Raw genomic sequence first — 25,003 nt, forward strand, 5'->3', positions numbered from 1 at the left:
ATCCCCTATTCCCCGTTTCCCTCTATTTTTACAGGTGCATCTAGTTGAAACAGGAGTAGTTCAATGCCGTAATACTTGTTTGTCCGCCCTATTTGTTTCATACCCAATCGTTCTGTTACACGGATTGAAGCATGATTTTCTGGCTTCACTACGGCATAAATCACTGGCAAGTTCAGCACACGAAATCCATAGTTGAGCATAACTCGTCCTGCTTCTGTTGCATACCCTTTACCCCAAGAAGCTCGCCGTAAGTGCCAGCCTACCTCATAATCTTGAGTAGGTAAACCATCTTTGTCGGGTAATTGTTTAAGAAGGATAGTTCCTACAATTGTTGTACTTTCCTTTTCGACAATTGCCCAAGATCCAGTACCATTGTTGCGTTGATGCATTCGCTCGATGCCTTCAATCAAGCGCTGATGCTGTGACTCAATACTTGCGGGGCGAGAAGATTTACCAAGAAAGTGCGTAACTTCAGGGTCACTGTAAATTATAAAGGCTTGTTCGGCATCGTGTTCGGGTATCCAACTGCGAATGATCAAGCGTTCGGTTTCCAAAAGATTTGTCATCTTGCTTTTGGCTAAACTAAATTGCCATTCTGCAAAATAGTAAGATACTTATAGTTAAGCAGTCAAAAGTTTTATAGACAATTACATAAACAAAATATGGCGATCGCTATGCTATGGGCAAGTATCCAGAAGTTTAACTACCGTTGGCTATGCGATGGCAAATTCTGAATTTTTCCGCAGTTCTTCAGACCGAAATCCCAATACAATCCGATCCTTCGGCACACCAGCCCTTACTAATTCTGTTGCTAACCCCTCTTCAGTACCATCACGTTGAATCCAAATTTTGTCATCAATAATATCAATGTGAATTAGACAGCCGTGAACACGACGCGTTGCAGTTGGAGAGAGTTCTGGCACTGGCTCTCGACCAAGAATCATTACCAAATATCGATCCTGTTCTTTATCAAAAATAGTTTCATGCTGAATATTGCCGTAAGAGTAAGGAATCTTTGTATGTTCAGCAAGAATGCTGCAAATTAGCTGCCTGTATTGCTCCAGATTAGCCATCGGACAATAACCTCCCGCTTTGGATTAAAAACGATGAGAGGAATTTTGTAATCTTCCAATATAAGTTTACCAAGCGGTTCTTCCTCAAAAATGTCAGTAAAAACATCCTCATGAACAGCGATATACAAAACCCTATCTGGATAATTGCGGGACATTACAGCAAGATAGGTAAAGTACTGACCAATCGCCTGTTCTAGGTCTGCTACTTCTGAGTCACCACTGAAGGTTTTGATTTCTACAGCAATCTTTTGTGTTCCTTTTTCGGCGATGAGCAACTTTTCGGCTGCCAAATCCACGTAAAGATCCTTTTTTCCCCACTTCAAATGAAATGGATCGTCGGTAATCGTCCAGCCATCTTTGATTAGGGCATTTTTGACGTTTTCGTGGTAGCGGTCTTTATGGCATAAATTACTCGAATTACGAACTTGTACTGAGCGTAGCCGAAGTATTACTACCCTCGACTTTTGCCACTTCCAGCATCGTCTTTAAAACCGAATCAGGATTGAGACTAATTGAGTCAATTCCTTGTTCAACCAAAAACTGAGCAAATTCTGGATAGTCGCTGGGTGCTTGTCCACAAATGCCGATTTTGCGATCGCATTTTTTCGCTGTTTCTATGACCATTTTCACCATTCCTTTCACAGCTGGACTACGTTCATCAAACAATCTCGCTACCAACGCCGAATCTCTATCTATCCCTAGTGTTAGTTGAGTTAAATCATTAGAACCAATCGAGAAGCCATCAAATACCTCAGCAAATTCCTCAGCCAGAATAACGTTACTAGGCAACTCACACATCACATAAACCTGCAAATCGTTAACACCTTGCTTTAAACCATTTTTTGCCATCTCTGTTAAAACCAACCGCCCTTCATCGGGAGTACGACAAAACGGAATCATCGGGATAACATTTGTCAAACCCATTTCTTCCCGTACCCGTTTAATAGCATCACATTCTAGAGCAAAAGCTTCTCTGTAGCCTTCATCATAGTAACGCGCCGCCCCCCGCCAACCCAGCATAGGGTTTTCTTCGTGGGGTTCAAACTGTCGCCCACCTAATAAATTGGCATATTCATTACTTTTAAAATCTGACATTCGCACAATCACAGGTTTGGGATAAAATGCCGCCGCAATTCTACCGATACCTTGAGCTAATCTATCTACAAAATACTGGGGTTTATCGTCGTAAAGTGCAGTAATTTCAACAATTTTAGCTTTGGCAAATTCATCTTTTAATAAATCAAAATGAATTAATGCCATTGGATGAATTTGAATTTGGTTAGCAATGATAAATTCTGTCCTTGCTAAACCTACCCCATCGTTGGGAATTGCCGATAAACTCAATGCTTCTTGGGGATTACCCACATTCATTAAAATTTGAGTGCGGGTGCGGGGTAAGTTTTCTAAAGGAACTTCTTCCACTTCAAAAGGTAATAAACCTGCATAAACTTTTCCTTCTTCCCCTTCAGCGCAAGAAATTGTTACCTCTTGACCAGGTTTTAAGATTTCTGTAGCATTGCCACATCCCACGATCGCAGGTACACCCAATTCTCGGGCAATGATTGCTGCATGGCATGTTCTACCACCAGAATTAGTAACAATTGCACTGGCGCGTTTCATAATTGGTTCCCAATCAGGGTCAGTTCTCTCTGTCACCAAAACTTCCCCAACTTGGAACTGTTCGAGTTTCTGAACATCCAAAATTAGGCGTGCTTTCCCTTGACTAATCGCTTCCCCAATCGCCCGCCCCGTAACAAGGGGGAGTGGAGATTGGGAAGATTTTTCTCTATTCCCTAATAACAACCGATAACTCCGCAAGACATTTCCCGTTTTCTGCGACTGCACGGTTTCGGGACGCGCTTGCACAATAAAAAGTTGATTTGTAATTCCATCTTTTGCCCACTCGATATCCATTGGAGTGGAAATACCGTGGACTTGAGAATAATGGTCTTCAATTAAACACGCCCAATTTGCTAGTTGTAAAATCTCCTCATCATTCAGGGCGAATTTACCTCTTTCTCTGGGCGGAACAGAGACATTTTTCGTAAATTTGGAGCCGTCATCATAAATCATTTTTAGTTCTTTACTACCCAATTTTTTATCAATAATTGGGCGGAAACCAGCTTTTAAAGTTGGTTTAAAAACATAATATTCATCAGGATTTACAGAACCTTGAACAACGTTTTCACCTAACCCGTAAGCGGCTGTAATTAGTGCAGCATCCTTAAATCCGGTTTCTGTATCAAGGGAGAACATCACCCCAGAGGTTGCTAAGTCAGAGCGCACCATTTTTTGCACACCCACAGCCAGAGCAATGCTAAAGTGGTCAAATCCTTTGGTATGACGATAAGAAATGGCGCGATCGGTAAATATGGAAGCAAAGCACTTGTGACAAGCTGCTAAAACTCCTTCAGCGCCGACAACATTGAGGTAAGTTTCCTGCTGTCCAGCAAAACTAGCATCGGGTAAGTCTTCGGCGGTGGCGCTAGAACGGACTGCAACATCTGTCTCTGCGTTGTATCGTTCACAAAGACTTTGATAAGCTGTAGCGATCGCCTCTCGCAATTCTACAGGAAATGGGGTGTGGATTAATAGCGATCGCGCTTTTTTCCCCCGTTCTCGTAAATTTTTGACATCTTCAACATCCAAGTCAGCAAAGAGTTTGCGTAGCTTTGCTTCTAACCCTGCTGATTTGATGAAATAACGATAAGCGTAAGCAGTAGTGGCAAATCCTGTGGGAACGTTAATACCTTTGGGCGTTAGCTGTTGAATCATTTCCCCCAGTGAAGCATTTTTACCACCAACTACGGGGATATCAGCAATACCAACTTCATCAAACCACAAGATGAGCGATCGCTCTTGGGAAGATAGAGATAATGTGCTTGTAGATACTGTAGTCATAATTACCTTTTAAATTTATACTCAGTTTCTCGGTGCGTAACCACTAACCACAAGGCAGAAGTCAAAAGTTGACCCTGAGCGTAGTCGAAGGGTCAAAAGTATTATGGAATAAGCTCTTTAGTAATTTTTAATGGTTGATCTATTTCCGCCGTGGCGTACTAGTATATTTTTCCCATATTCAATTTTAGATATTACAGCTAGTAGCGTGATTTTGGATTATGAAATTAAATACCATACAGTTTATAAATAACAATTATTCGGGATAATGGCTTTATTGTTATATCGGATGTAATACATAATGGCGCAGCTAGAACGACTTCTAAAAATGGCAGAAGATGAGCTAACTGAGTACAGCACTGATGCCCGTAAAATTGAAAAGCTACGGCGCAAAATAGGTTTATCAGTGTCCGCAGCCGAACAGCGACAAGTCAAAGAGGCATTACTCGCTAGTAAGCAATCTTCTAATATGATTACTCAAATTGTGGAAGAACAAAGACAAGCAGCAGCTTTACCATTTTGGGGAATTGCTGGATTGGGTTTATTATTCGGAATTTCTTTAAATCAACCTGTATGTTTGTTAGCTGCTATAGTTGGAACTGTATTAGCTTTTAGAATTCAGAAATGGGGTTGGCAATTACAGGCAAGTCGTCTATTGTTACAAACATTGGAAGATATTGAAGCGCGTATTGCCCAACCGAATAAGTAACAAAACAGATCCATTTTATAGAGAAAATATCTCTATATACTTGTATTTTAATATACAAATTTATCGCATGGTCACTTGATTGACACCTCTTAATTACTTAACAATTCCTTTGGGATCACCATAGCAAAAAAAATTACATATTGGATTTGATTCAGATATTTATTCATATAATTTTTGTGCAATAAATGCTACATGACTTATTGACAGTAGGTATTTACCATAACTATGGGTTGTTTCAACTTCAAAGCCCACGCGCTGGAGTTCACTTTCAACAGTTGTCGCTTCGTATAACCGCAAGTAGTGTACTTCGTCAGATCGTCTATAGTGTTCCCCTAGTTTGCGGAAGCTAGATAATTCGTCGAATCAAAGTTTTTTGCTCTTGATCCTCTTCCCTCCTACCTCCTGCCTGGTTGTTGAGCGTAGCCGAAACACTACCTCCTGCCTCAAAACCCGAAATTTTGTACTTGATGCAAATGAAAATTGCTGTATTATTCCTTATTGCCTCTTCACATAAATTGTGTAACTAGGTAGATGTGAGGCATCTGTTTGAGTTTTCACAAGTCGCCAGTCAATATCTATATATAAATGCTCAAACACTTGAGAAGTTGCTAAGTATGTTTTTTTTAATTCATTAGCATGATTTACCTCTAGATTTTCTAATTTGAGGGCTTGAGGCAAATCCTCTTTTGACGCATTCAGTTTGACTTTAGTATTAACTACATTAGTAAACCATTTGTAGACTGATTCTAACGTTAAAGGAACTTCTCTATTTTTAAAAGCCTGAAATCTATCAATGTTTTGAAGATCCCATTTTCCATTTTGAACTCCATATTTTTGGAGGATCATGAAATCATAAGCTGGTAATTTTGATTGAGAATTATCGGATAAAGACGACTCTTTTCCCAGTATATAGCGAGCTATATTTGCACAGTAACCATCATGCTGAAAAATTTGGAATGACTGCTCTTGTATTCTTTGCGGTAAACTTTCATGAAACGATATGGTAGACCAGATTGGTGTCCAAACACCCACCAAAAGCCGTAATTGCTCTGTAACACTAACAACAGGATTGTATTGATTCAACTTTATAAAATAAGGAAGTAATTCAGTTTTATAAAAATTAATTTCGGCATTCAAACTTTCTAGTTCTCGACCTTGAACTCGTGCTAAAATCTCTTTTTTGACTTTTAGTGTTTTTTTAGCACTTAATTTATCTTTTAATAAAAGGTCGAGCATTACTATTTACCTTTTTCTAATTTTTTTAGATGACTTGGTTAAGAATTAAAAACTAGTGATAGTGCTCATAAAGGTATTATGCATCCTTTGCTTTTGTAAAAGTTAGAGCCTCTTCGCTCCTGCTTTTGACAGTTATTAAATATTTATGTGCTTGATATTATCTATATTTTACTCAGAAAATAGTGTGATCCAGATCACTGTAAACTATTACACTATGGCGCACACTGCGGTTCAATACGCTTATTTGTGTATATTTTTGTTACTTAAAAATTTTAAATAATAAAAAGTGAAGAATTAAAATTTTAATCCTTCACTCTTCATACTTCATTCGATATTTATTTCTATGATTCTCTTCCCGATGCCCAGGTATCACGCCATTTTACAGTACCTTCTTTGGCAATCACCCAACGGCGATTTACAAGATTTTCGCGCAGGGGCGATCGCCCTTCCCGCCACATGGCATATTTATAAGAAATCAGCTGACCAGCACTCTCATTAAAGGGAATTTCAGCAAACCAAGTATTGGTGTTGATGTACTCTAGGGGATAGGCTTTGCCAATATCCCAGTTACCTAACTCTGGACAATCTCCTGTCACCACAATAATTTCACCAGGTTTGGTTTCCACACCATTGAGTTGGACGCGGACAATTGTTTGTGCTTTTATGCGTTCGCCAACGTGGCTGAAAACAATCACTCCCCGTTCTTCTAGTACTAGGTCATGAATCTTGCCATCTTTCACCTCATACTTGTTGCGAGTCACCACGCAGGTATGTTCGCCATCGGGCAATTCTGTTTCTACTTCTGGTAAAGTAACTTCTCCTCCCCGGTTTAAAGCGACAAAACACGCGGAGTCACGATAGCGGCGTACATAGCAGTAAACATCCGGTGTTAAGTATTTTTGCCAGTGGCTACCCATTGACACGGCTGGATTCAATCGTCGTAAGCCAGACAGCAGCCTGATGCAACGATAAATCTCACTCTCAGTATCCCAACTTTCCATCATCGGGCGGTTATATGGGTCGTTACCGCCATCAGTATCGTTATGCAGATATTGTTCTGTGCCGTAATATATGCAGGGAATGCCGCGACAGGTCATAATTAAGGCGATCGCCACCTTCAGCATCGCTGGATCGGGATTCAGCGATTGGAAACGGGACATATCATGGTTATCAATGAAAGTAATTAGTTCTGTTGCCCCTTTATAGCGATAATCTTGGTCAAAAATATATTGAATTGTTTCAAATCCCATTTCTGAACCTTGCCCTAGTGCAGCTCGAATTGCCACGCACAACCCAAAGTCTAGAAGTGTCATGCCTGAGTGATTGGCAAATTCTACTGAGCGATCGTCATCAGGATTACTATAAATCCATTCACCAAATATAAATACATCTGGTTTGTGATTGCTCATCTCGCCAGTGAATTCTTGCCAAAACCAAATCGGCATGTGCTTGACAGTATCCACCCGCAGTGCATCCACACCCCGGTCTAACCATTGTTTAATTGCTGACTTAATATACTCCCGATATTCTGTATTATTTTCATTAAAGGTTGCCAGACCAGATAGTTCACAGTTTTGTACTTGCCAATCATCTTCCCAATTTTGCACTTCACCATAGTGGTGATACCAATTATTAGCATCATTATTGAAATCAGCAATTTTGACACCATCATCATACAATTCACCTTTACTACCGCTAGTATCAGGTGTACTATGGTTGCAGACAATATCCAGCACTAGCTTCATATTGCGCTTGTGCATTTCTGTAATTAACCGATCGAAGGTTGTATTTTTTTCTTCTTGAGTGGCGTTTAAAGAAGGGTTTTCTCCCTCCGCAATGAATCGAGGATTAATCCGTTTAAAGTCTTTTGTCCAATAGCCATGTATTGCTGCATTGCCAACAAATAATTCTTCAACCTGCTCAAACAGGGGAGTTAACCAAAGAGCGGTAACTCCCATATTTTTGAGATAATCTAATTTATCGATGACACCTTGCAAGTCGCCACCCCAGTACTTACCCCAATCCTGCCTAGTTGGATCGTACAGTTCTGAGTTTGCACCTTCGCTGTTATCTGGATCGCCATCATAAAAGCGATCAACTACGAGAAAATAAATTGTTTCCTGACGAAATTCAATATCTCTGGTGTAAAGAAACTCTAGAGCAATCTCAATATCTAACTGCGGTTCTTGTATAAGAGCGTCTACATTTTCCTTTGCAGGATCTACTTTATATTGATCTGGTGAGAACTGGGATGGTGGGGTTTGTACCATAAAAAAACTCAAAATTTCATCTAATTCACACTTGCAGAACCAACAGTACAACGTTTTGAGTATTGTCTGTCACTACAAACTTCGGTATTGTTACATCCTGCCTACGGTGTAGGTATCTATCGCTAGCTAGTTTATAATTCTATCGATAGATATAATTCATCTGCTAGAGGATAAAAACGAAGAAATATAGCAGTTATTGACGATAATTGCTTGATTACAAAAATTTACAATATTTAATTAAATTGACTTGCGGTAAACATTGAGCCTAGCTCGTGTTTAAGTGTATATTCGACAACAGATTTTAGAACACCTCAACTCCTTGGAGATTAGCTCTCAACAAGGTTTAGTTAGACTTGAGCAATACTGAGTAAATCACGTCGTTAGCCAACTTTTTCTCTAGAAGATTCGCTCCATTGGTAAACTGACCATTGTCACTTTCAATCTGTTATTACTATCAAGGAATTAATTTAGGTAGCAATTATGACCAAATATGACAAGGTTTTTAACTCACCAAAGACATCAGAGGAATCACTAAGTCCAGAGGAAGCGGTGGCGGCGATCGCAACTGTGACTGCGATCGCTGATTCATTGATTGAAGATGTTGATGCAGATAGTTTAGCGGGTATCCTCTGGGAATTCGAGGTTTTTGAGGAATACTCAGAAGATGAAATCGCAGAAATAGTTGATAGACTTATCTCTATTGCCGAAGAAGAGGGAATTGGGCCCCTGTTTAATGTTGCTAAAATATCTCTCTCAGATGAATTAGTGCTGGATGGTTTTGCAGCTGGGGTAATAGTACTGTTAGACGATAATCTCGCCATCCCCAAACCGAAACAAGCCTACCTCAAAAAGCTACAAGCAGCCTTAGAACTTGAGGATGAAGAAGCAGAGGAAATTATCAAGGAGGTAATCGCAGCCTTTAAAGAAGCAGAAGAGGAAGAATATGCAGACAATGAAGATGAGGCAGTAGTCATCGAAGATTTTAGTCAACAGAGCTATGAATCTCCATTAGGTAATTTTACCGTGCCAATTCCCGTTGATCCGCAGCAGGGCGGTAGAATTCAGAGCCAGGAAGGAGTAGTGGGCTTTTCTGATGACATCGGTACTTTGCTGAGAATCGATTATTATCCTTTTCCCCTAGAACAGTTAGAGGAACTGGAATCTGTTGGACAAGAAGAATATTTACAAACAATTTTAGTAGACAAGTATGTACCCCAAGCGATTTTCGCCAATGTACCAGATGCTTCTGTGGAGTATAGCGAATATCTAGAAAATACTTTGCGAGGTGCTTACTACGTCTTAATCGATATGCCCAAAGGTTCCACGATTTCTAAGCAAGAAAATAATGGAACTGCGATGAGATTAGATGCGTACCGGGGGCTGCTCACCTTTATCAGTGGTGAATTTTTGTATATAGTTAGTAGTCAGCACAGCTTTATTAACGGCGAAACTCCCGATTCCATTGAAGAAGAAGCCGAAGACATCAAAGAGAGTATTTTAGAGTTTGTTGAGACTATAGAGTTCACTTAGTACAGCATTTTATTCATTCGTAGCGAATTAAATTTGGTAATACTCTGTAATGCCAATGCATCGGCTTGCATTAAATTTGCATTAAATATGTGGTGAAAAGAATCTAGAGACGTAGCTGTGATACGTCTCTACAAGGATTCTGGATAACGCATATTTCATTTCTAAAAATGTCTATTCGCTCTGGCTTTACTTATCTGATGTACATTTGGAAAGGGCGATGTCTGACGACAAGCCTAGAGAAGAGAGGAAGTCTCCGGCTTTGCACTGGGTGTCTACGGTTATAATTTTTCATGACAATAACCCTGCTGAACAATCGCTATCAAATTATCCAGGTAATCGGTGCTGGTGGGTTTGGCGAAACCTTTCTAGCAGAAGATGTCCACATGCCTTCTCGCCGTCGTTGTGTAATTAAGCAACTAAAACCGATAACCAATAATGACCCGCAAACCTACCAGCTTATCCAACAGCGTTTTGAACGAGAAGCAGCAACCTTGGAGTATTTGGGTGAAAGTAGTCACCAAATTCCTAAACTTTACGCTTACTTTTCTGAAAATGGGCAATTTTACCTTGTCCAAGAATGGATTCACGGTCAAACCCTGACAAAAATTGTCGAAGCCAAAGGATTTGAGAGTGAAACTGCTGTTCGGCGAATTCTCTTGAGTCTGCTTTCAGTTTTAAATTATGTCCACAGCAAAGGCATTATTCACCGGGATCTCAAGCCAGATAACATTATTCTCCGTTCTGTTGATGGTGAGCCAGTTTTGATTGATTTTGGTGCAGTCAAAGAAACAATCCGTTCAGTGGTGAATTCTCCAGGATACCCCACGCGATCGCTCGTCATTGGTACGCCTGGATATATGCCTAGCGAACAAGCCGTTGGCCGCCCAGTTTACGCCACTGATATCTATAGTTTAGGTTTAACAGCAATTTATCTGCTGACTGGCAAACACCCACAAGAACTAGTAACCGATCTCAAAACTGGGGAAATACTTTGGCAAGATCACGCCCCTCATATCTCTTCCCAATTGGCTGCGGTACTCAATCAGGCAATTAAGCCTCATGCTGGCGATCGCTACAGCACTGCCAGTAAAATGCTACATGCCTTGCAATCTACGAGTAATATACCTCCTGAGTTAGCTGCAAATACTCCCACAGTTGGTTTTTCTCCCACTACATCAAGACAAACTCAGCCATTATATTCTCCGCAAAATAATTCTGCGATTCCAGGTTCTTCCACTCCTAGAAACTGGCAAAAATCGGCTGTGATTGTTGGTAGTTTGCTGGTAGGCGGCTTGATTGGTGCAGTAGTAATTCCTAGCATCATTCGTCAGCAACAACCAGAAACAATCATTGCCACAAATCCTACACCATCGCCAGAATCTTTTCCGACTCCTGCATCTCCCGAACCGCCCGTTTCTTCGCAAACTTCTCCAGTCCCAGTTATCCCTAGTTCACCACCACGACAGCGAGTAATTCCCAATCCTTTGCCAACCTCTAATTTCCCAGTTGTATCTATACCAAAACCAGAAAAAGAGCCTGTTACTTCAGATACTCCAGCACCAGTAGCAGTATCAACACCACAGCCAAAACCAAAGAATGAGGCGACAGTTCCTATACCAGAAGTGCGTTCCACACCACAAAACAACGATCCGTCACCTAGTAAATTAGTTACCACTATCAGCAGTCGAAACGTTCCCGCATTTCCTACAGGCACACCAAGAAGCGCCGTAGAAGCTACCCTCGGCAAACCAAATCAAGATTTAAAAGGCGCATGGGGCAAGACTCGTGCTGTGGTTTACAAACTAGTGCCAAACAAAATTGACCTTGGCTACTTATTTGATCGTAATTCTAAAGCGTTGCGCCAAACTGAGGTATCTTTTGCTCAATCAGTAGACCCACAAGTAATGGAAGCTACCTTAAATGGAATGTTAGGTGGACAAGCCACTGAAGAAATAATGCAGGGACTTAAACAGGTACAACAGCGCCAATCTGATAATTTTAGTTTTAAGAATGGCTCAATTAAAGGTCAGATTATCCGCCAACAATGTGATTTTATTTACATCAGCATTTGGGATGCAAATTTACATGATTTTGTGAATCCATCTACAGCTAAACAGTGTTAATTTCCTGAAAAACATCATTCTCAAAAGTTAGATTTTTGTATCCTAGAAGACAGATTCAGTATTCAATATAGTGCTTACAAAACTAACTTTATTGGGCTACAATCAAGACAATTTCAGTCTTCCCAAGCACAAAAACCCAATTTTTAGAATCAGTGGATTTGTTTTCTAGGTTTTACAACTAAACTCATAAAAATCTATCTTTCCCATACCCAATGCCAATCTCTACTTTCAAACTGAGTTTCAAATTCTTAATCTTCATAAAGTTATAAATATCATTATTAAGTTTTTAATAATACTTGTCTCAACTTCTACATTCATGTCGTAAAGTGCGATCAAAATTGTGTAATCTGAAGACAGCAAAGCTAAATTATTCAATTGAGGTCTGATGACTCCTACAATCATGCGTCAGCTTTGGTCAGTGGTTGAAACCGCCCAAGCCAAGCTCCTCTTACAACTGGATGATGCTAGCTTGGTGCAGTGGTTAGTGAAACAAACCGAAACGCAAGTGTTGTTAGATTCTAACGAAACTGATTATCTGTGCCACTACATTCAATCTCGGCTAGCCCTTATACGCGATCTTGCCCATGAACGTCAGTGTTCATAATACCTACGGCGGGCTACGCCAATGCAAAATCACGATTAGTTGATTGATAGTCAAGTGTTATTACTATTGACTATTAGCTTTTTGAGGAAAATAACCTTCTACTAAACAGTCAGAGCCTACTACACGCCAACGAACACGTTCTAAAGACAATGCCTCAGTCATGGTAGTAAAACCTAAATCACCCACTGGTGTGGGAGCAATACTACCACCAATGATTTTCGGGGCAATAAATGCCAAAACTTTTTGCACTGCTCCTTGAGCGATCGCACTAGCAGCTAGGGTACCACCACATTCCCACAGCACGCTACAAAAACCTCGTTCATATAAGTACGCCATTGCCTTATCCGGTGTAAGTGATGTTAATTCCACCACCTCCACACCCTGCTTGAGCAACAGTTCTTGAAAATCGGGGTTAGCACCTTTCTGTGTCAACACTAAAGTTTGAGCATCCGCAGTTTGCCACAGATGGGCACTTTCCGGTAAGTTGAGATGGCGACTCATCACCACCCGCAGGGGATTATGTGCCCCCACTTGGTGGCTAGTTAAATAAGGATTATCCTGTCGTACTGTATTACCGCCGACAATTATGGCATCGCAACCCGCCCGCAGTTGATGTACTTCGCTGCGGGCTTCTTGGCTTGTCACCCAAGCGCTATGACCAGAGGTAGTAGCAATTTTGCCATCTAAAGTCATGGCATATTTTAAAATTCCCAAAGGTCGCTTGTAGAGAATGCGATGCACAAAAGCTTCATTTAGCTGGCGACAGGCTGACTCTTCTACTCCTACCAACACTTCGATCCCCGCCGCCCGTAAACGGGCGATACCACCTCCTGCAACTAGGGGATTGGGATCAACCATACCCACCACTACTTTTGCTACCCCTGCTTCGATCAATCCTTCCGAACAAGGGGGAGTACGCCCATAGTGATTGCAAGGTTCGAGGCTGACATAAATTGTTGCACCACGAGAGCGATCGCCTGCTGCTTTTAAAGCAAACACTTCTGCATGAGGCTCACCTGCACGAGGATGAAACCCTTCGCCAACAATCTCGCCATCCTTGACAATCACTGCTCCCACTAAAGGATTTGGCGAAGTCCGCCCTAAAGCCCGACGAGCAAGTTCCAAACACCGCAACATCATGCGAGAGTCAAAATCACTTCCTACTCTTTTCTCAGTTGAATCCACCGGAGGCGTATTTTCTGGAGTGTAGTTAGATAGAGATGCATCTGCTTGAGCAACCACTGGGGAATTATCCATAATTTTAGGCAACACTGTAAATATTCTGCACGCGATCGCACAGCCTCTCCACAAGAGAATCGCGCTTTGTTCCTGATAATTAAACAGTAATATCTAGGCGCTATTATTGGCTGTGTTTACTTGCATCAGCCTGTAATATTCACATTACAGTTCAGGGTAACTTGAATCCATATTGCCAGAGGTTGCCCAAATTCCATAAAAATTTAGGTTACAGGGTACAGAAGATAATTTTCTTTACTGTCACCTGTAACTTATCCCTTGTTAAGTGCTAATTCTTGTACAGACAAGGGTTAATCGCGTCTCTCTTTTATTGCTCTAACAATTTCATCCGTTGCCACCAAAGATTCAGGGGATAATAGACCACAGGTGCCCACAGACTACTCAGAATGGCAGAGGCTAGGGCGACACGCTGATAATATGTCCAAATATCTGTCACTTTGCGTTCGTTGCCGAGCAAAGTTAATTGCAATCCAAAGATAGTTTCTGCCAAAACTGCCAAAACAAAGACAATTACAGCAATTGAAATAAAATCTTCTTCGATAAAACGCTGTTTTTGGAGCAGACCAGTTAAAGCCCCCACTATACCTAAACTGATGGCATGAGTCGGGCTAAGTGATGTCATCGAATCTTGAAGTAGCCCCAGAACTATACCTGCCAATGCTCCGGCAAACACCGTGCGCTTCACACTCCAAGCTACCACCCAAATTAACAGCCAGTTAGGGCCAATACCCAATAATTCCATACCTGGGAACCGGGTTGGCAATAATAGTAAACATAACAGTACAGAACTAGCCGTCACTATCCAACCCAACAGCTTACGTACACCGGGATGCCAACGAGCAAGCGGCTGAATTCGGAATTTCGATTTTCGCTCTGACGATTTTGGCTTTTTCTGCCTGCTACCACCAAATGCAGGAATCTTCATTTTTCTATGGATTTTTTCAAAAAATTTACTTAGACTTTTGCGGCACTTGATTTGCCGACTCTTGGTTTTCTGGCTTGGGATAAACAGCTACCCAATCGAGAGAGCGGATTGGCGGAAAAAGCTCAATTTTCGCCACTGATGCCGGGAGTTTCTTTAAATCCAGCGACTTAATTCGTCCTACTGCCAAACCGGAGGGAAATTTTTGACTATAAGTAGATGTGGAAACTAAATCTCCTACCTTCACATTTGGGACTTTTTCATAAAATTCCAATACAGCCTCCGCAGAAGAATCTCCTCGCAAAACGCCTTTAGCTGCCGTGCGGCTAACCGATACACCCACTTGACTTTTGAGGTCACTGATTAACAACACACGGCTAGTATTGGGAGTTACACTCTCCACTAAACCTACTAATCCACCTTCTGCCTTAACTATGAAGCCTTCCTGAATCCCCGCATTCGCACCGCGATTCAGAGTCACTTGTTGCCACCACTGGTCAGCACTACGTCCTACTACCCGTGCTGGAATTGGCCGTGATGCCAATGGCTCTTTTTCCACATAGCCTAATAAATCTTGTAACTTTGTCTTTTGACTTTCCAAATCTACTATACGGGTTTGCAATTCCATTATCCGGGCATCTCTGAGACGCTCTTCTGGAGTTGGCCCTGACTGCAACATCTCTAATGGACGGGTAATTGCCTGATATGTCTCAAGTACCAATTCACCTTGAGTCTGTCGCAATATCCAAGCACTACCAACTACTAAAGCTAACAGCCCAATTTGCAACCCTTTACGATCCCACCAACGCCGTATTGTCACCATATATACCTACATGTACTTATATAAATTAAGTTCTACTTGGATTCTATGTATATAAAACCCAAATAGAACTCAAATAGAACTCAATTCTGATATTTTTTTTGTTACATATTGCGAGAGCTTTCGATAACAACTCGTTCCAACTGTTTAAAGTTTTCTAACACACGACCTGTTCCCAGCACAACACAGCTCAAAGGATCGGCAGCAATGTGGGTAATAATCCCTGTTTCATGGCTAACAAGGGTATCTATGCCTTTAAGCAAAGCACCGCCACCAGCTAACATAATACCTCTGTCAATAATGTCTGCTGCCAGTTCTGGCGGTGTGCGTTCCAATGTCCGCTTCACAGCTTCGATAATTACTGATAGCGGTTCCATCATACTTTCACGGATTTCCGGCCCTTTGATTGTTACAGTTCGCGGTAGACCAGAAAGCAGGTGTAAACCTCGGACTTCCATCATGGCGTCATTGTCATCACTAGTCGGATATGCAGAACCCATCCGAATCTTGATTTCCTCGGCAGTACGTTCACCAATGACTAAGTTATGAACTTTTTTAATATACTGAATAATCGCATCAGTCAGTTCATCTCCGGCAATGCGTACTGATTCGCTGATCACCGTACCTTGAAGACTCAGTACTGCAACTTCTGTTGTCCCACCACCAATATCGATAATCATGTTACCAGTTGCTTCGGCAACAGGTAATCCTGCACCAATGGCCGCAGCTACAGGTTCATCGATTAAATAGACTTTTCTGGCTCCTGCTTGATGAGCTGCATCCATAACAGCTCGCCTTTCTACTCCTGTAACACCACTGGGAATACCAATGACAATTCGGGGTAGGATTAGAGATTTACCTTCATTTACACGCTGAATAAAGCTTTTGAGCATCAGCTCGGCTATATCAAAGTCAGCGATTACACCATCCCGCAAAGGACGGAGAGCAATCACATTTCCCGGTGTACGACCGAGCATTTTTTTGGCTTCTTCTCCTACTGCTAGTGCCACCTTTTCATTGACATCGATAGCAACTACAGAAGGTTCTTGTAGTACAATACCTTTACCAGATACATAAACCAGGGTGTTAGCGGTACCGAGGTCGATACCCATATCCCATGATGTGCGAAAGTTCCTAAAAATACCCACGCGTCTGTAAGCCCCCTATGTGCGATACTTCTTGACTACAACGGTAAGAGTTAATCGTGCTTGATTCGATTATGTTTGTATCCTAAGTTGAGTAAACTAGACAATATTTTTATATGATTCCCAGAAATATTTAGTATGTCTCAAGCTTCGTACTTTTTGATATTCTCTGGTTAGATTAGTATATCCGTATATTTTTATGTGTTTACTCCAAATAATGTGTATAAATTTTCAAGTCAATTATATTGTTAACTGTTTAACACATTATTTTCAAGTCTTTCACAATTCGCTATGATGAAAGTCAGAATTTCTAAGTACGTTTGTACTGAAAGGTAACACGATGAGTATCAATGTTGTCAACCTCATTGGTCGTGTAGGCGGCGACCCAGAGATTAAGTATTTTGAGTCTGGTAGTGTGAAGTGTAGATTGACACTAGCTGTTAATCGCCGCACAAAAGAAGGCGAACATACCGACTGGTTTAATTTAGAACTATGGGGAAAAACGGCGGAGGTAGCAGGTAATTATGTACGCAAAGGCAGACAAATTGCTGTCAAAGGTTCTCTGAAGTTTGACACATGGAGCGATCGCCAAACAGGAGCAAACCGCTCATCACCAGTGATCCAAGTAGATCAACTGGATTTATTAGGCTCTAAGCGAGATGGAGAAGGCGGTACAGGAGATATGTCTCCAGAACATTTTTAATTGGGCATTGATTATTAGTCCGTTGCCTTTACAAATGATAAAGCGCAAAGTCGAGCCAGTCGCTTGGGCGGGTTTCCCGACTTGGGCTAACTGGCGTTGAGCGCCGCAAGTCGGCGCTCAGACTTTGTTAAGAGAGGACTAATGACAAATGACTAATGACTAATAACTAATTTGCAGCGTCACCGATGCTTCTACTTGCTGTTCACCACCAACAATAGGGGTGGAAGCATCAGCCGACTTAGCAGCCTCAGCCCGTAAAAACATTGGTGGTGGTGGAGGCGCACTAGCATTATTAACTTGAATGCTGACTATTTCTTTGGATTTAAAACCTAAGGCACTGAAAACGGCATCGGCTTGCTGCCGCGCGTCTTGAGTAGCTTCTTTTAATGCTTGCTTTTGAGCAACGGCGATCGCTTCATCATTCGCAACAAAACTGATACCGTTAATTTGCGTCGCACCGGCTTTGACTGCATCATCCAATAATGTCCCAGCTTGCTCAACAGGAATTCTAAAGCTTACAGTGTTAGTGGCAGCATAGCCTGTAATTTGCTGCACATTATTGGTGTAGCTGTAAACTGGGTTGAGGCGAATACCAGTAGTTTGTAATTTTTCAACATTTTTGCTCTTGAGAAACGCAACCACAGCAGATGACCTTTGGGCAGCTTCTTGCTGTACCCCCTGGGCTGTTTTCCCCTGAATCTCTACTCCTAAATTTACTTGCGCCAGGGTTGTCGGAATTGTTTCTACTCCCCGACCACTAACACTAAGGGTTCGCCACAATTTATCTTTTTCTTGTGCCAACGCAGGTAAGACAAAAGTTGCACATAAAAGCATTGCTAAAGGCAGTATTTTCCACAAGTTTCCCGATGAAAACTGAGAACCGGGTAAAGCGGATCTAGTCATAATATTTGCACTCCTCAAAGTATCCACAGATGTTTCTGATCAAGGTATGTAGCAATCTGGTGGTGGCTATTGAAAATCAACAACCACCACAAGTTTTTCACAACTCAAGTGCGATCGCTAGATACGATTTGTATGTTCTTACTTTGACACTGCGATCGTTAAAAGTTGAAATGGTTACATTTTTGGAAACTAAAAAAATTACACTCGTACTTTCTCAAGCTAGTTTTAAGGGTTTGTAGTAAGTACTTTAGTGCTGATAAAATCAAAGACTGAAGCCTTTACACACGGAAAAGTTAGTCGCTTATGGGGAAACCCAAGACCGCGCTAACTCACTACGAACTTGACACAAATTAATTTTAAAGAAGCAGCTGATAGCGTTTCCATAGGATGTTTTTCAGAAACGCGTCAAAATCAAAGAGAAGGATTTTCAGAGAACCCATGCATTTGTTAGATCCAATCAGCTTCTCTTTTCCTCTGTTGGCCAGCGCAACACAAGCCGCAGACAGTTCAATGGTAGTAGCAGCAGTGCTATTAAGCTTAGTAGTCGTTTACCTCGCCAGCAAAGTTGGTGGAGAGTTATCAAACCAAGTGGGTTTGCCGCCTGTCTTAGGCGAACTAGTAGGTGGTGTAGTAGTAGGCATCTCTGTTTTCCACCTTTTAGTGTTTCCAGAAGGCAGCACAGACAGTTCTAACTCTTTGATCATGTCCTTCCTGCAAATCACTGCTGGTTTAACGCCTGAAGCCAGTCCAGCAGTGTTTGCAGCCCAGTCTGAGGTCATTTCGGTTTTGGCAGAATTGGGTGTGATTATTCTGCTGTTTGAAATTGGCTTGGAGTCGAATTTAAAAGACTTAATGGCAGTTGGTATCCAAGCCACTGTTGTCGCAGTAGTTGGGGTAGCAGTACCCTTTGCTGCTGGTACTGTGGGACTGATGACTTTGTTTGGTATTAGCGCTGTACCCGCAATTTTTGCGGGGGCAGCTTTGACTGCTACTAGTATCGGTATTACTTCTAAAGTGCTGTCAGAATTGGGGCGACTCAATTCTAAAGAAGGGCAGATTATTCTCGGTGCTGCGGTAATTGACGATGTTCTGGGAATCATCGTTTTAGCGGTAGTTGCCAGCCTAGCTAAAGATGGCGTGGTGGATGTCAGCAAAGTCATTTATTTGATTATCAGTGCCACTGGTTTTATTTTGGGAGCAATCCTACTAGGCAATGTTTTCAATAAGTCCTTTGTCGCGATCGCCGATCAACTCAAAACACGCGGTGGACTGGTAATACCAGCATTCATCTTCGCTTTTGCTATGGCATACTTGGCCGCCGTCATCCACTTAGAAGCAATTCTGGGAGCTTTTGCGGCGGGTTTAGTCTTAGAAGAGACAGATAAGCGCAAAGAATTACAAAAGCAAGTCTGTCCCATTGCTGATATGTTAGTGCCAATTTTCTTTGTAACTGTCGGGGCAAAAACCGATTTGGGCGTATTAAACCCAGCAATTCCCGACAATCGTGAAGGTCTAATTATGGCAACCTTCCTGATCCTAGTAGCCATTCTCGGTAAAGTAATCACAGGTTTAAGCGTGTTTGGTCAACCGGGAATCAACCGTTTAGCGATCGGTGTGGGGATGATTCCCAGAGGTGAAGTTGGATTGGTGTTTGCTGGTGTCGGCGCAGCCAGTGGCGCTCTCTCGAAACCATTAGGAGCAGCAATTATCATGATGGTTATCTTGACAACCTTTTTAGCTCCTCCCTTATTACGATTTGTATTTCCAGACCCAAAAACGGCAGATGCAGGATCAGATCAACTGATTTTAGACGGTTCTTCTGGGACTTCATTGGTAATTGAATCACCTCAGTCGAAGATGCCAGCATCAAATGACAGTGGCAATTTGGAAATAACCCCAGAATCTAGCGATCGCTAATCAAATTCTTGGGTAAATTATGACTGAGTTCTGAGCATAAATTACTCAGAACTCAGGACTCTGAATTCAGTACTATCACCGTGCTGTGAAGATTTGACGATTATGCAGTGGAAACTTCTGTTCCTAAATTTCCGTCCCGTCTGATTGTAGAATAATCGTCTGTTTATAATTTCTACCAGCATTCGGAATGTTATTTATTTCCAGTCTCCCTTGGCTTGTGAGCCTTTGTTTGAATATTTTCCAGGTAATTAGGGAGTAACACCCATAAGTTTTGCTAGATCATCTGACAGTAATGGGAATTATTTACTTAGTGCATTGATGGCAAAAAATAAAAAACAGTTATCAGTGAACGGTTATCAGTTATTTGTTTTCTAGCTTCCTTAGAAGCCAGAATTCCTACCTCTAAAGGTGGAAAATTTCACATGGGAATTTAGACCCAATATAAAACCTGATAACTGATTTAAGCGTGTCTTTATACCAGCTTAAAAATCAAAAAAAGGCATCAAAAATCAAGTCTAGGTGATGGCGGTGTGATGATTTACCAATGAGTTGAGATATTGACGGCTCCCATGAACGTGAATTAGGAGAAAGGACTGTGAAATTACACTGGTTACTACCCAGCACGATTGGAACTATCTTCATGCTATCGTCGCCGGTAATGGCTGCGAGGCTTGAATCTTGGCGCTTTGATGCCAATCAAAACAGGCTGGAAATTAATACTGTAGGAACTGTTCAACCCCAGGCACAATTAATTTTCAACCCGACTCGCTTGGTAATTGATTTGCCAGGAACCACATTTGGCCGTCCGCAGCTAACCCAACAGGTGGGCGGTGGAATCCGCTCGATTCGTGTTGGACAGTTTGATATAGATACAACACGTATAGTTGTCGAACTGACTCCTGGTTATACTTTAGACCCCAAACGAGTGCAATTTGTTGGCACAACTGGCGATCGCTGGACGGTGCAATTACCTAGACCGGAAGCCGATAAAGTCGCATCTTCTCCCAGAAGTGCTTACAGTGTAGTTACCCCAGACTCTAAACCTCAACCTAATATTTCAAGGGTTGCCACTACTACACGAGGGGCGACTCAAATTGAGCATTTACAAGTAACAGGTGATGGGTTGTTCATTCGTACCAGTGGTGCTAATCCGCCAATTCAGGTAATTCGCAGCCGCGATCGCGCTACCATTTTCGTGGATATCTCTGGCGCATCTCTATCACCACGTCTGGCGCAGCAGAGTAGTATACCCGTTAACAAACATGGTATTAGCCGCGTCGAATTCACCTCATTGCAAACTCAACCTCCTGGCGTTCGTCTGGCTTTGCGGGTAGATAAAAATAGCCCAGATTGGCGAGCAAGTAATAGTAACAGTGGTGGTTTAATAGTTTTACCTAATCGTGTTGTCACCTTGCCTGGGAGTAATAATTTAAACAACCTATCGGACAATCAATCACAACCACCGTCCTTTCCTAGTAGATCATCTGCCAACAACTCGCCAGCAACAATTGAGTCTGTGCAACTGGCTGATAATGGCACACAACTGCTAATTAGAGGCAACCAACCGTTATCTGCAACGGGAACCTGGGATAGATCCTCTGGTGTGTTTCGCGTCACAATTACCAATGCGAAACTTGCTCCCAGAGTCACAGGCCCGACTTTTGCTCCCAACAGCCCAATTCTCCGGGTACGTCTGCAACCCCAACAATCTAATACTGTCGTTGTCTTAGTTCAACCGGCAGGCGGTGTGCAACTTGGGCAACCCAAGCAAATCGGCGAGCAACTTTTGGTACCAATACAAGGCTCTCGGCGGGTTGTCAGCCTTCCCGGAAGACCCCCCTTTGCTTTACCTGGGCTACCACCGCCAAACCGGGGGCCATTCCCAGACCCAAACAATCCTAATCCCCAGCCCCTAACCCAACCACAGCGCCGAGTTACCAATGGGCGAGTGGTAGTGATTATTGACCCTGGACATGGTGGTAAAGACTCAGGAGCGCTTGGCATTGGAGGGGCACGCGAAAAGGATGTTATCTTACCTATTGGTAAAAGACTTGCTGAGATTTTGCAGCAAAATGGCGTACAAGTAATTATGACGCGGGATTCTGACTATTTTGTTACCCTTCCAGGACGGGTGCAATTAGCAGAACGAGCTAATGCTGATGTGTTTGTTAGCATCCACGCTAATTCCGCAGGTGCAAGTCGTCCCGATGTTAATGGCTTGGAAGTCTATTATTACGATAGCGGACTGGATCTAGCTCGCGTCGTCCGTAGTAGTATTCTCCAAAGTATTGGTACTCTCAAAGACAGGGGAGTACGACGAGCCAGATTTTATGTCCTCAGAAAAAGTTCCATGCCTTCCATTCTCGTGGAAACGGGTTATATGACTGGTCGAGAGGATATGGCGAGACTCAGAACCTCAGCTTACCAAAATCGAATGGCAGAAGCGATCGCTCGTGGCGTTCTTCAGTATCTAAAGAGAAGATAAGTAATTTAGTCTAAATTATTGAGTAAATACATCTAATCTTTACCATTTTTATCCAATTTAGTAGTAAAACAATTTAAGTATTCTTGCGGCGGGATAGGAGTAGCTTCTTTGTTATTGTCATCTGATGCAATGCCAGTAAAAAAATTTTGGATTTTAGACTTCGGCTACGCTCAGTCGAACGATTTTGGATTTGTATCACCTACAAGAGGTGTTAGTGTAGCAGGACGCTAATCTGGCAGAAAACTAAAATCGGGAATCTAAAATTTAAAATTGGCAGTCTAATTTATCTAGGCTAATGGCATGGCAAAATCTGAGGAGCGTGCTATATTTTACGCCATTAGCTGTGTCTTAATAACAGCGCAAAACTCAATTGTGCTCGGTGACGGTGTGAGGATTTGCCAATATGTTGAGATGTTGACGGCTCCCATAAATGTGAATCAGGAGAAAAGACTGTGAAATTACGCTGGTTACTATCCAGTACTATTGGAACCATCTTCATGCTATCGTCGCCGGCAATGGCCGCGAAACTCGAATCTTGGCGTTTTGATGCCAATCAAAACAGGCTGGAAATTAATACTTTAGGGAATGTTCAACCCCAAGCACAATTAATTTTTAACCCTACTCGTCTGGTAATTGATTTGCCAGGAACCACATTTGGCCGTCCGCAGCTAACCCAACAGGTAGGCGGTGCAATTCGTTCGATACGTGTTGGGCAGTTTGACGAACAAACAACCCGCATAGTAGTTGAAATCACTCCTGGTTATACTTTAGACCCCAAAGCAGTACAATTTGTTGCGACAACTGGCGATCGCTGGACAGTGCAATTACCTACGCCAGAAGCCGAAAATTTACCCTCAAAAAACACTGAGGGGCAACAAGAACAAGCTATAGCCACAGCAACTTCACCCAGAACATCTCCACCAGCATTTCCCCCAAGGAATATTTACAATGTGGTAACGACAGGCTCTTTCAATCCACCTAACAACAGAATGCTTGTCGCCAGGGTTACTCAAATTGAGAACTTACAAGTCACAGGCGATGGTTTTTTTATCCGCACCAATGGTGGTAATCCTCAGATTCAGGTAAATCGTAGCAATGATCAAAAAGCAATCAACATCGACATTGCTGGTGCAACTTTATCACCAAGTTTAAAACAGCGTGATTTGCCGATTAATCGCTATGGTGTCAGCCGTATTCAGCTCACCCAACTGCAAACAAGCCCATCTGTTGTTCGTCTGACTTTACAAGTGGACGAAAATAGTCCAAATTGGCGAGCAACCACTAGCAGCGTTGGTGGTTTTGTGATTCTACCTAGTCGTGGCGTTGCCCAATTGCCTGGAAATAACAGTCCACGCCCCATACAACAACCTAGTAACACCTCAACCGCTACCATTCAGTCTGTGCAACTGGCTAATAATGGCACACAATTGCTGATTAGAGCCGACCAAACTTTATCTGCTATAGGAGGCTGGGATAGAACCTCTGGTCTTTTCCGCATCACTATCAACAATGCTAAGTTAGCTCCCAAAGTCACAGGCCCTACTTTTAATCCTAATAGCCCGATCCTGCGGGTACGCCTGCAACCACAAGAATCTAATACTGTCACTGTTTTAGTTCAACCAGCAGCCGGAGTGCAAATTGGGGAACTCAACCAAGTTGGCGACCAGCTTTTAGCTTTAGAATTACGCCGTGGTAGCAGCATCACAGCGCCAATTACTTTACCTCCCCTGCCATCACCAGACCAAGGTCAATTACCAAACCCTATAGATAATCCCCGTCCCATCTCCCAGTCCCGGCCACGTCCCTCGGTTCCGAGAGGGAAATTGCTAGTAGTTATTGACCCAGGACATGGTGGAAAAGACTCAGGCGCTCCTGGTCTAGGTGGACTTTTAGAAAAGGATGTAATTCTGCCTATTGGTAAAAGGGTAGGAGCAATTTTAGAGCAAAATGGTGTACAAGCGGTGCTAACGCGGGATGCCGACTTTTTCGTAGAACTTCAGGGACGGGTAGACATTGCCAAGCGAGTTAATGCGACTTTGTTTGTCAGCATTCACGCTAATTCCGTTGATAATCGTCCTGATGTCAATGGCTTAGAAGTATATTATTACGATAGTGGTTACAATCTGGCTGAAGTAGTTCGTAAAACCATCCTCCAGGATATCGGTACTATCAAAGACCGAGGAACCCGCAAAGCCAGATTCTATGTTCTGAGAAAAAGTTCTATGCCTTCGATTTTGGTAGAAACAGGCTATATGACTGGTTACGAGGATAATCCTCGATTAGGAACACCAGAGTATCAAAATCGGATGGCAGAAGCGATCGCTCAAGGCATTCTCAAATACTTACAGCAGAGGTAATATAGTACAAATTACTAATTAAAGAGGTGGTATTTAAACTTCTTTGACATA

At 42.3% G+C, this 25,003-nt stretch carries 20 protein-coding genes; 9 read left to right on the forward strand and 11 right to left on the reverse strand.

The window, feature by feature from the left end:
* Positions 1 to 5 precede the first annotated feature (5 nt).
* From RMX98_RS06735 to ppsA, 4 genes are all read right to left on the reverse strand, one after another.
* Positions 6 to 566 (reverse strand): GNAT family N-acetyltransferase, encoded by a 561-nt coding sequence (locus RMX98_RS06735; protein WP_322677938.1) that lies wholly within the window; start codon positions 564 to 566, stop codon positions 6 to 8.
* A gap of 147 nt (positions 567 to 713) precedes the next feature.
* Positions 714 to 1,073, reverse strand: a complete 360-nt coding sequence (locus RMX98_RS06740) for a XisI protein (protein WP_322677939.1) — start codon at positions 1,071 to 1,073, stop codon at positions 714 to 716.
* A complete protein-coding gene (locus tag RMX98_RS06745) occupies positions 1,043 to 1,522 on the reverse strand; it encodes an element excision factor XisH family protein (protein ID WP_322678016.1) in 480 nt (159 codons plus the stop codon). Before RMX98_RS06745 ends, RMX98_RS06740 begins: the two co-directional genes overlap by 31 nt.
* Positions 1,491 to 3,974, reverse strand: a complete 2,484-nt coding sequence (gene ppsA / locus RMX98_RS06750; RefSeq protein WP_322677940.1) for a phosphoenolpyruvate synthase — start codon at positions 3,972 to 3,974, stop codon at positions 1,491 to 1,493. The genes RMX98_RS06745 and ppsA overlap by 32 nt, the downstream gene beginning before the upstream one ends.
* Positions 3,975 to 4,272: 298 nt before the next feature.
* On the opposite strand from ppsA, the gene RMX98_RS06755 reads away from it, so the two are divergent.
* Complete coding sequence (locus RMX98_RS06755; RefSeq protein WP_322677941.1) at positions 4,273 to 4,680, forward strand: hypothetical protein; 408 nt, start codon at positions 4,273 to 4,275, stop codon at positions 4,678 to 4,680.
* A gap of 495 nt (positions 4,681 to 5,175) precedes the next feature.
* Here the strand turns inward: RMX98_RS06755 and RMX98_RS06760 are convergent, their stop codons facing one another.
* On the reverse strand, positions 5,176 to 5,916 hold the full coding sequence (locus RMX98_RS06760) for a hypothetical protein (protein WP_322677942.1): 741 nt from the start codon (positions 5,914 to 5,916) through the stop codon (positions 5,176 to 5,178).
* 341 nt (positions 5,917 to 6,257) lie between these two features.
* Complete coding sequence (locus RMX98_RS06765; protein WP_322677943.1) at positions 6,258 to 8,186, reverse strand: alpha-amylase family glycosyl hydrolase; 1,929 nt, start codon at positions 8,184 to 8,186, stop codon at positions 6,258 to 6,260.
* Positions 8,187 to 8,666: 480 nt separating this feature from the next.
* Between RMX98_RS06765 and RMX98_RS06770 the strand changes: the two genes are divergently transcribed.
* The 3 genes from RMX98_RS06770 (at position 8,667) to RMX98_RS06780 (ending at position 12,443) form a co-directional block, all read left to right on the forward strand.
* A complete protein-coding gene (locus RMX98_RS06770; protein ID WP_322677944.1) occupies positions 8,667 to 9,716 on the forward strand; it encodes a hypothetical protein in 1,050 nt (349 codons plus the stop codon).
* Between the two features lie 290 nt (positions 9,717 to 10,006).
* Positions 10,007 to 11,839, forward strand: a complete 1,833-nt coding sequence (locus RMX98_RS06775; RefSeq protein ID WP_322677945.1) for a protein kinase domain-containing protein — start codon at positions 10,007 to 10,009, stop codon at positions 11,837 to 11,839.
* Positions 11,840 to 12,224: 385 nt separating this feature from the next.
* Positions 12,225 to 12,443, forward strand: coding sequence for a hypothetical protein (locus RMX98_RS06780; protein ID WP_322677946.1), 219 nt, complete (start codon positions 12,225 to 12,227; stop codon positions 12,441 to 12,443).
* Between the two features lie 63 nt (positions 12,444 to 12,506).
* Here the strand turns inward: RMX98_RS06780 and ribD are convergent, their stop codons facing one another.
* From ribD to RMX98_RS06800, 4 genes are all read right to left on the reverse strand, one after another.
* Entirely contained in the window at positions 12,507 to 13,700 is a 1,194-nt protein-coding gene (gene ribD / locus RMX98_RS06785; protein ID WP_322678017.1) for a bifunctional diaminohydroxyphosphoribosylaminopyrimidine deaminase/5-amino-6-(5-phosphoribosylamino)uracil reductase RibD, read from the reverse strand.
* A 307-nt stretch (positions 13,701 to 14,007) separates the two neighbouring features.
* Positions 14,008 to 14,625, reverse strand: coding sequence for a rod shape-determining protein MreD (mreD, locus tag RMX98_RS06790; protein WP_322677947.1), 618 nt, complete (start codon positions 14,623 to 14,625; stop codon positions 14,008 to 14,010).
* 25 nt (positions 14,626 to 14,650) lie between these two features.
* A complete protein-coding gene (mreC, locus tag RMX98_RS06795; RefSeq protein WP_322677948.1) occupies positions 14,651 to 15,445 on the reverse strand; it encodes a rod shape-determining protein MreC in 795 nt (264 codons plus the stop codon).
* Positions 15,446 to 15,546: 101 nt separating this feature from the next.
* Entirely contained in the window at positions 15,547 to 16,554 is a 1,008-nt protein-coding gene (locus RMX98_RS06800) for a rod shape-determining protein (protein WP_322677949.1), read from the reverse strand.
* Between the two features lie 373 nt (positions 16,555 to 16,927).
* Here RMX98_RS06800 and RMX98_RS06805 point away from each other — a divergent pair, with 373 nt between their 5' ends.
* Positions 16,928 to 17,290: a single-stranded DNA-binding protein gene (locus RMX98_RS06805; protein WP_322677950.1), complete on the forward strand. Its 363-nt coding sequence runs from the start codon at positions 16,928 to 16,930 to the stop codon at positions 17,288 to 17,290.
* A gap of 159 nt (positions 17,291 to 17,449) precedes the next feature.
* Here RMX98_RS06805 and RMX98_RS06810 read toward each other — a convergent pair whose 3' ends face one another.
* Positions 17,450 to 18,193, reverse strand: a complete 744-nt coding sequence (locus RMX98_RS06810) for an SIMPL domain-containing protein (protein ID WP_322677951.1) — start codon at positions 18,191 to 18,193, stop codon at positions 17,450 to 17,452.
* A 29-nt stretch (positions 18,194 to 18,222) separates the two neighbouring features.
* Between RMX98_RS06810 and RMX98_RS06815 the strand changes: the two genes are divergently transcribed.
* From RMX98_RS06815 to RMX98_RS06830, 4 genes are all read left to right on the forward strand, one after another.
* Positions 18,223 to 18,432 (forward strand): hypothetical protein, encoded by a 210-nt coding sequence (locus RMX98_RS06815; RefSeq protein ID WP_322677952.1) that lies wholly within the window; start codon positions 18,223 to 18,225, stop codon positions 18,430 to 18,432.
* Positions 18,433 to 18,631: 199 nt separating this feature from the next.
* Positions 18,632 to 20,110, forward strand: coding sequence for a cation:proton antiporter (locus RMX98_RS06820; RefSeq protein ID WP_322677953.1), 1,479 nt, complete (start codon positions 18,632 to 18,634; stop codon positions 20,108 to 20,110).
* 595 nt (positions 20,111 to 20,705) lie between these two features.
* Positions 20,706 to 22,595 carry an N-acetylmuramoyl-L-alanine amidase gene (locus tag RMX98_RS06825; protein WP_322677954.1) on the forward strand — a complete coding sequence of 630 codons (1,890 nt, stop codon included), beginning with the start codon at positions 20,706 to 20,708 and terminating at the stop codon, positions 22,593 to 22,595.
* 452 nt (positions 22,596 to 23,047) lie between these two features.
* Complete coding sequence (locus tag RMX98_RS06830) at positions 23,048 to 24,952, forward strand: N-acetylmuramoyl-L-alanine amidase (RefSeq protein ID WP_322677955.1); 1,905 nt, start codon at positions 23,048 to 23,050, stop codon at positions 24,950 to 24,952.
* The last annotated feature ends 51 nt before the right edge of the window (positions 24,953 to 25,003 follow it).

Origin of the sequence: Nostoc sp. DedQUE02, assembly GCF_034531035.1 — a bacterium.
Taxonomy (GTDB): Bacteria; Cyanobacteriota; Cyanobacteriia; order Cyanobacteriales; family Nostocaceae; genus Nostoc.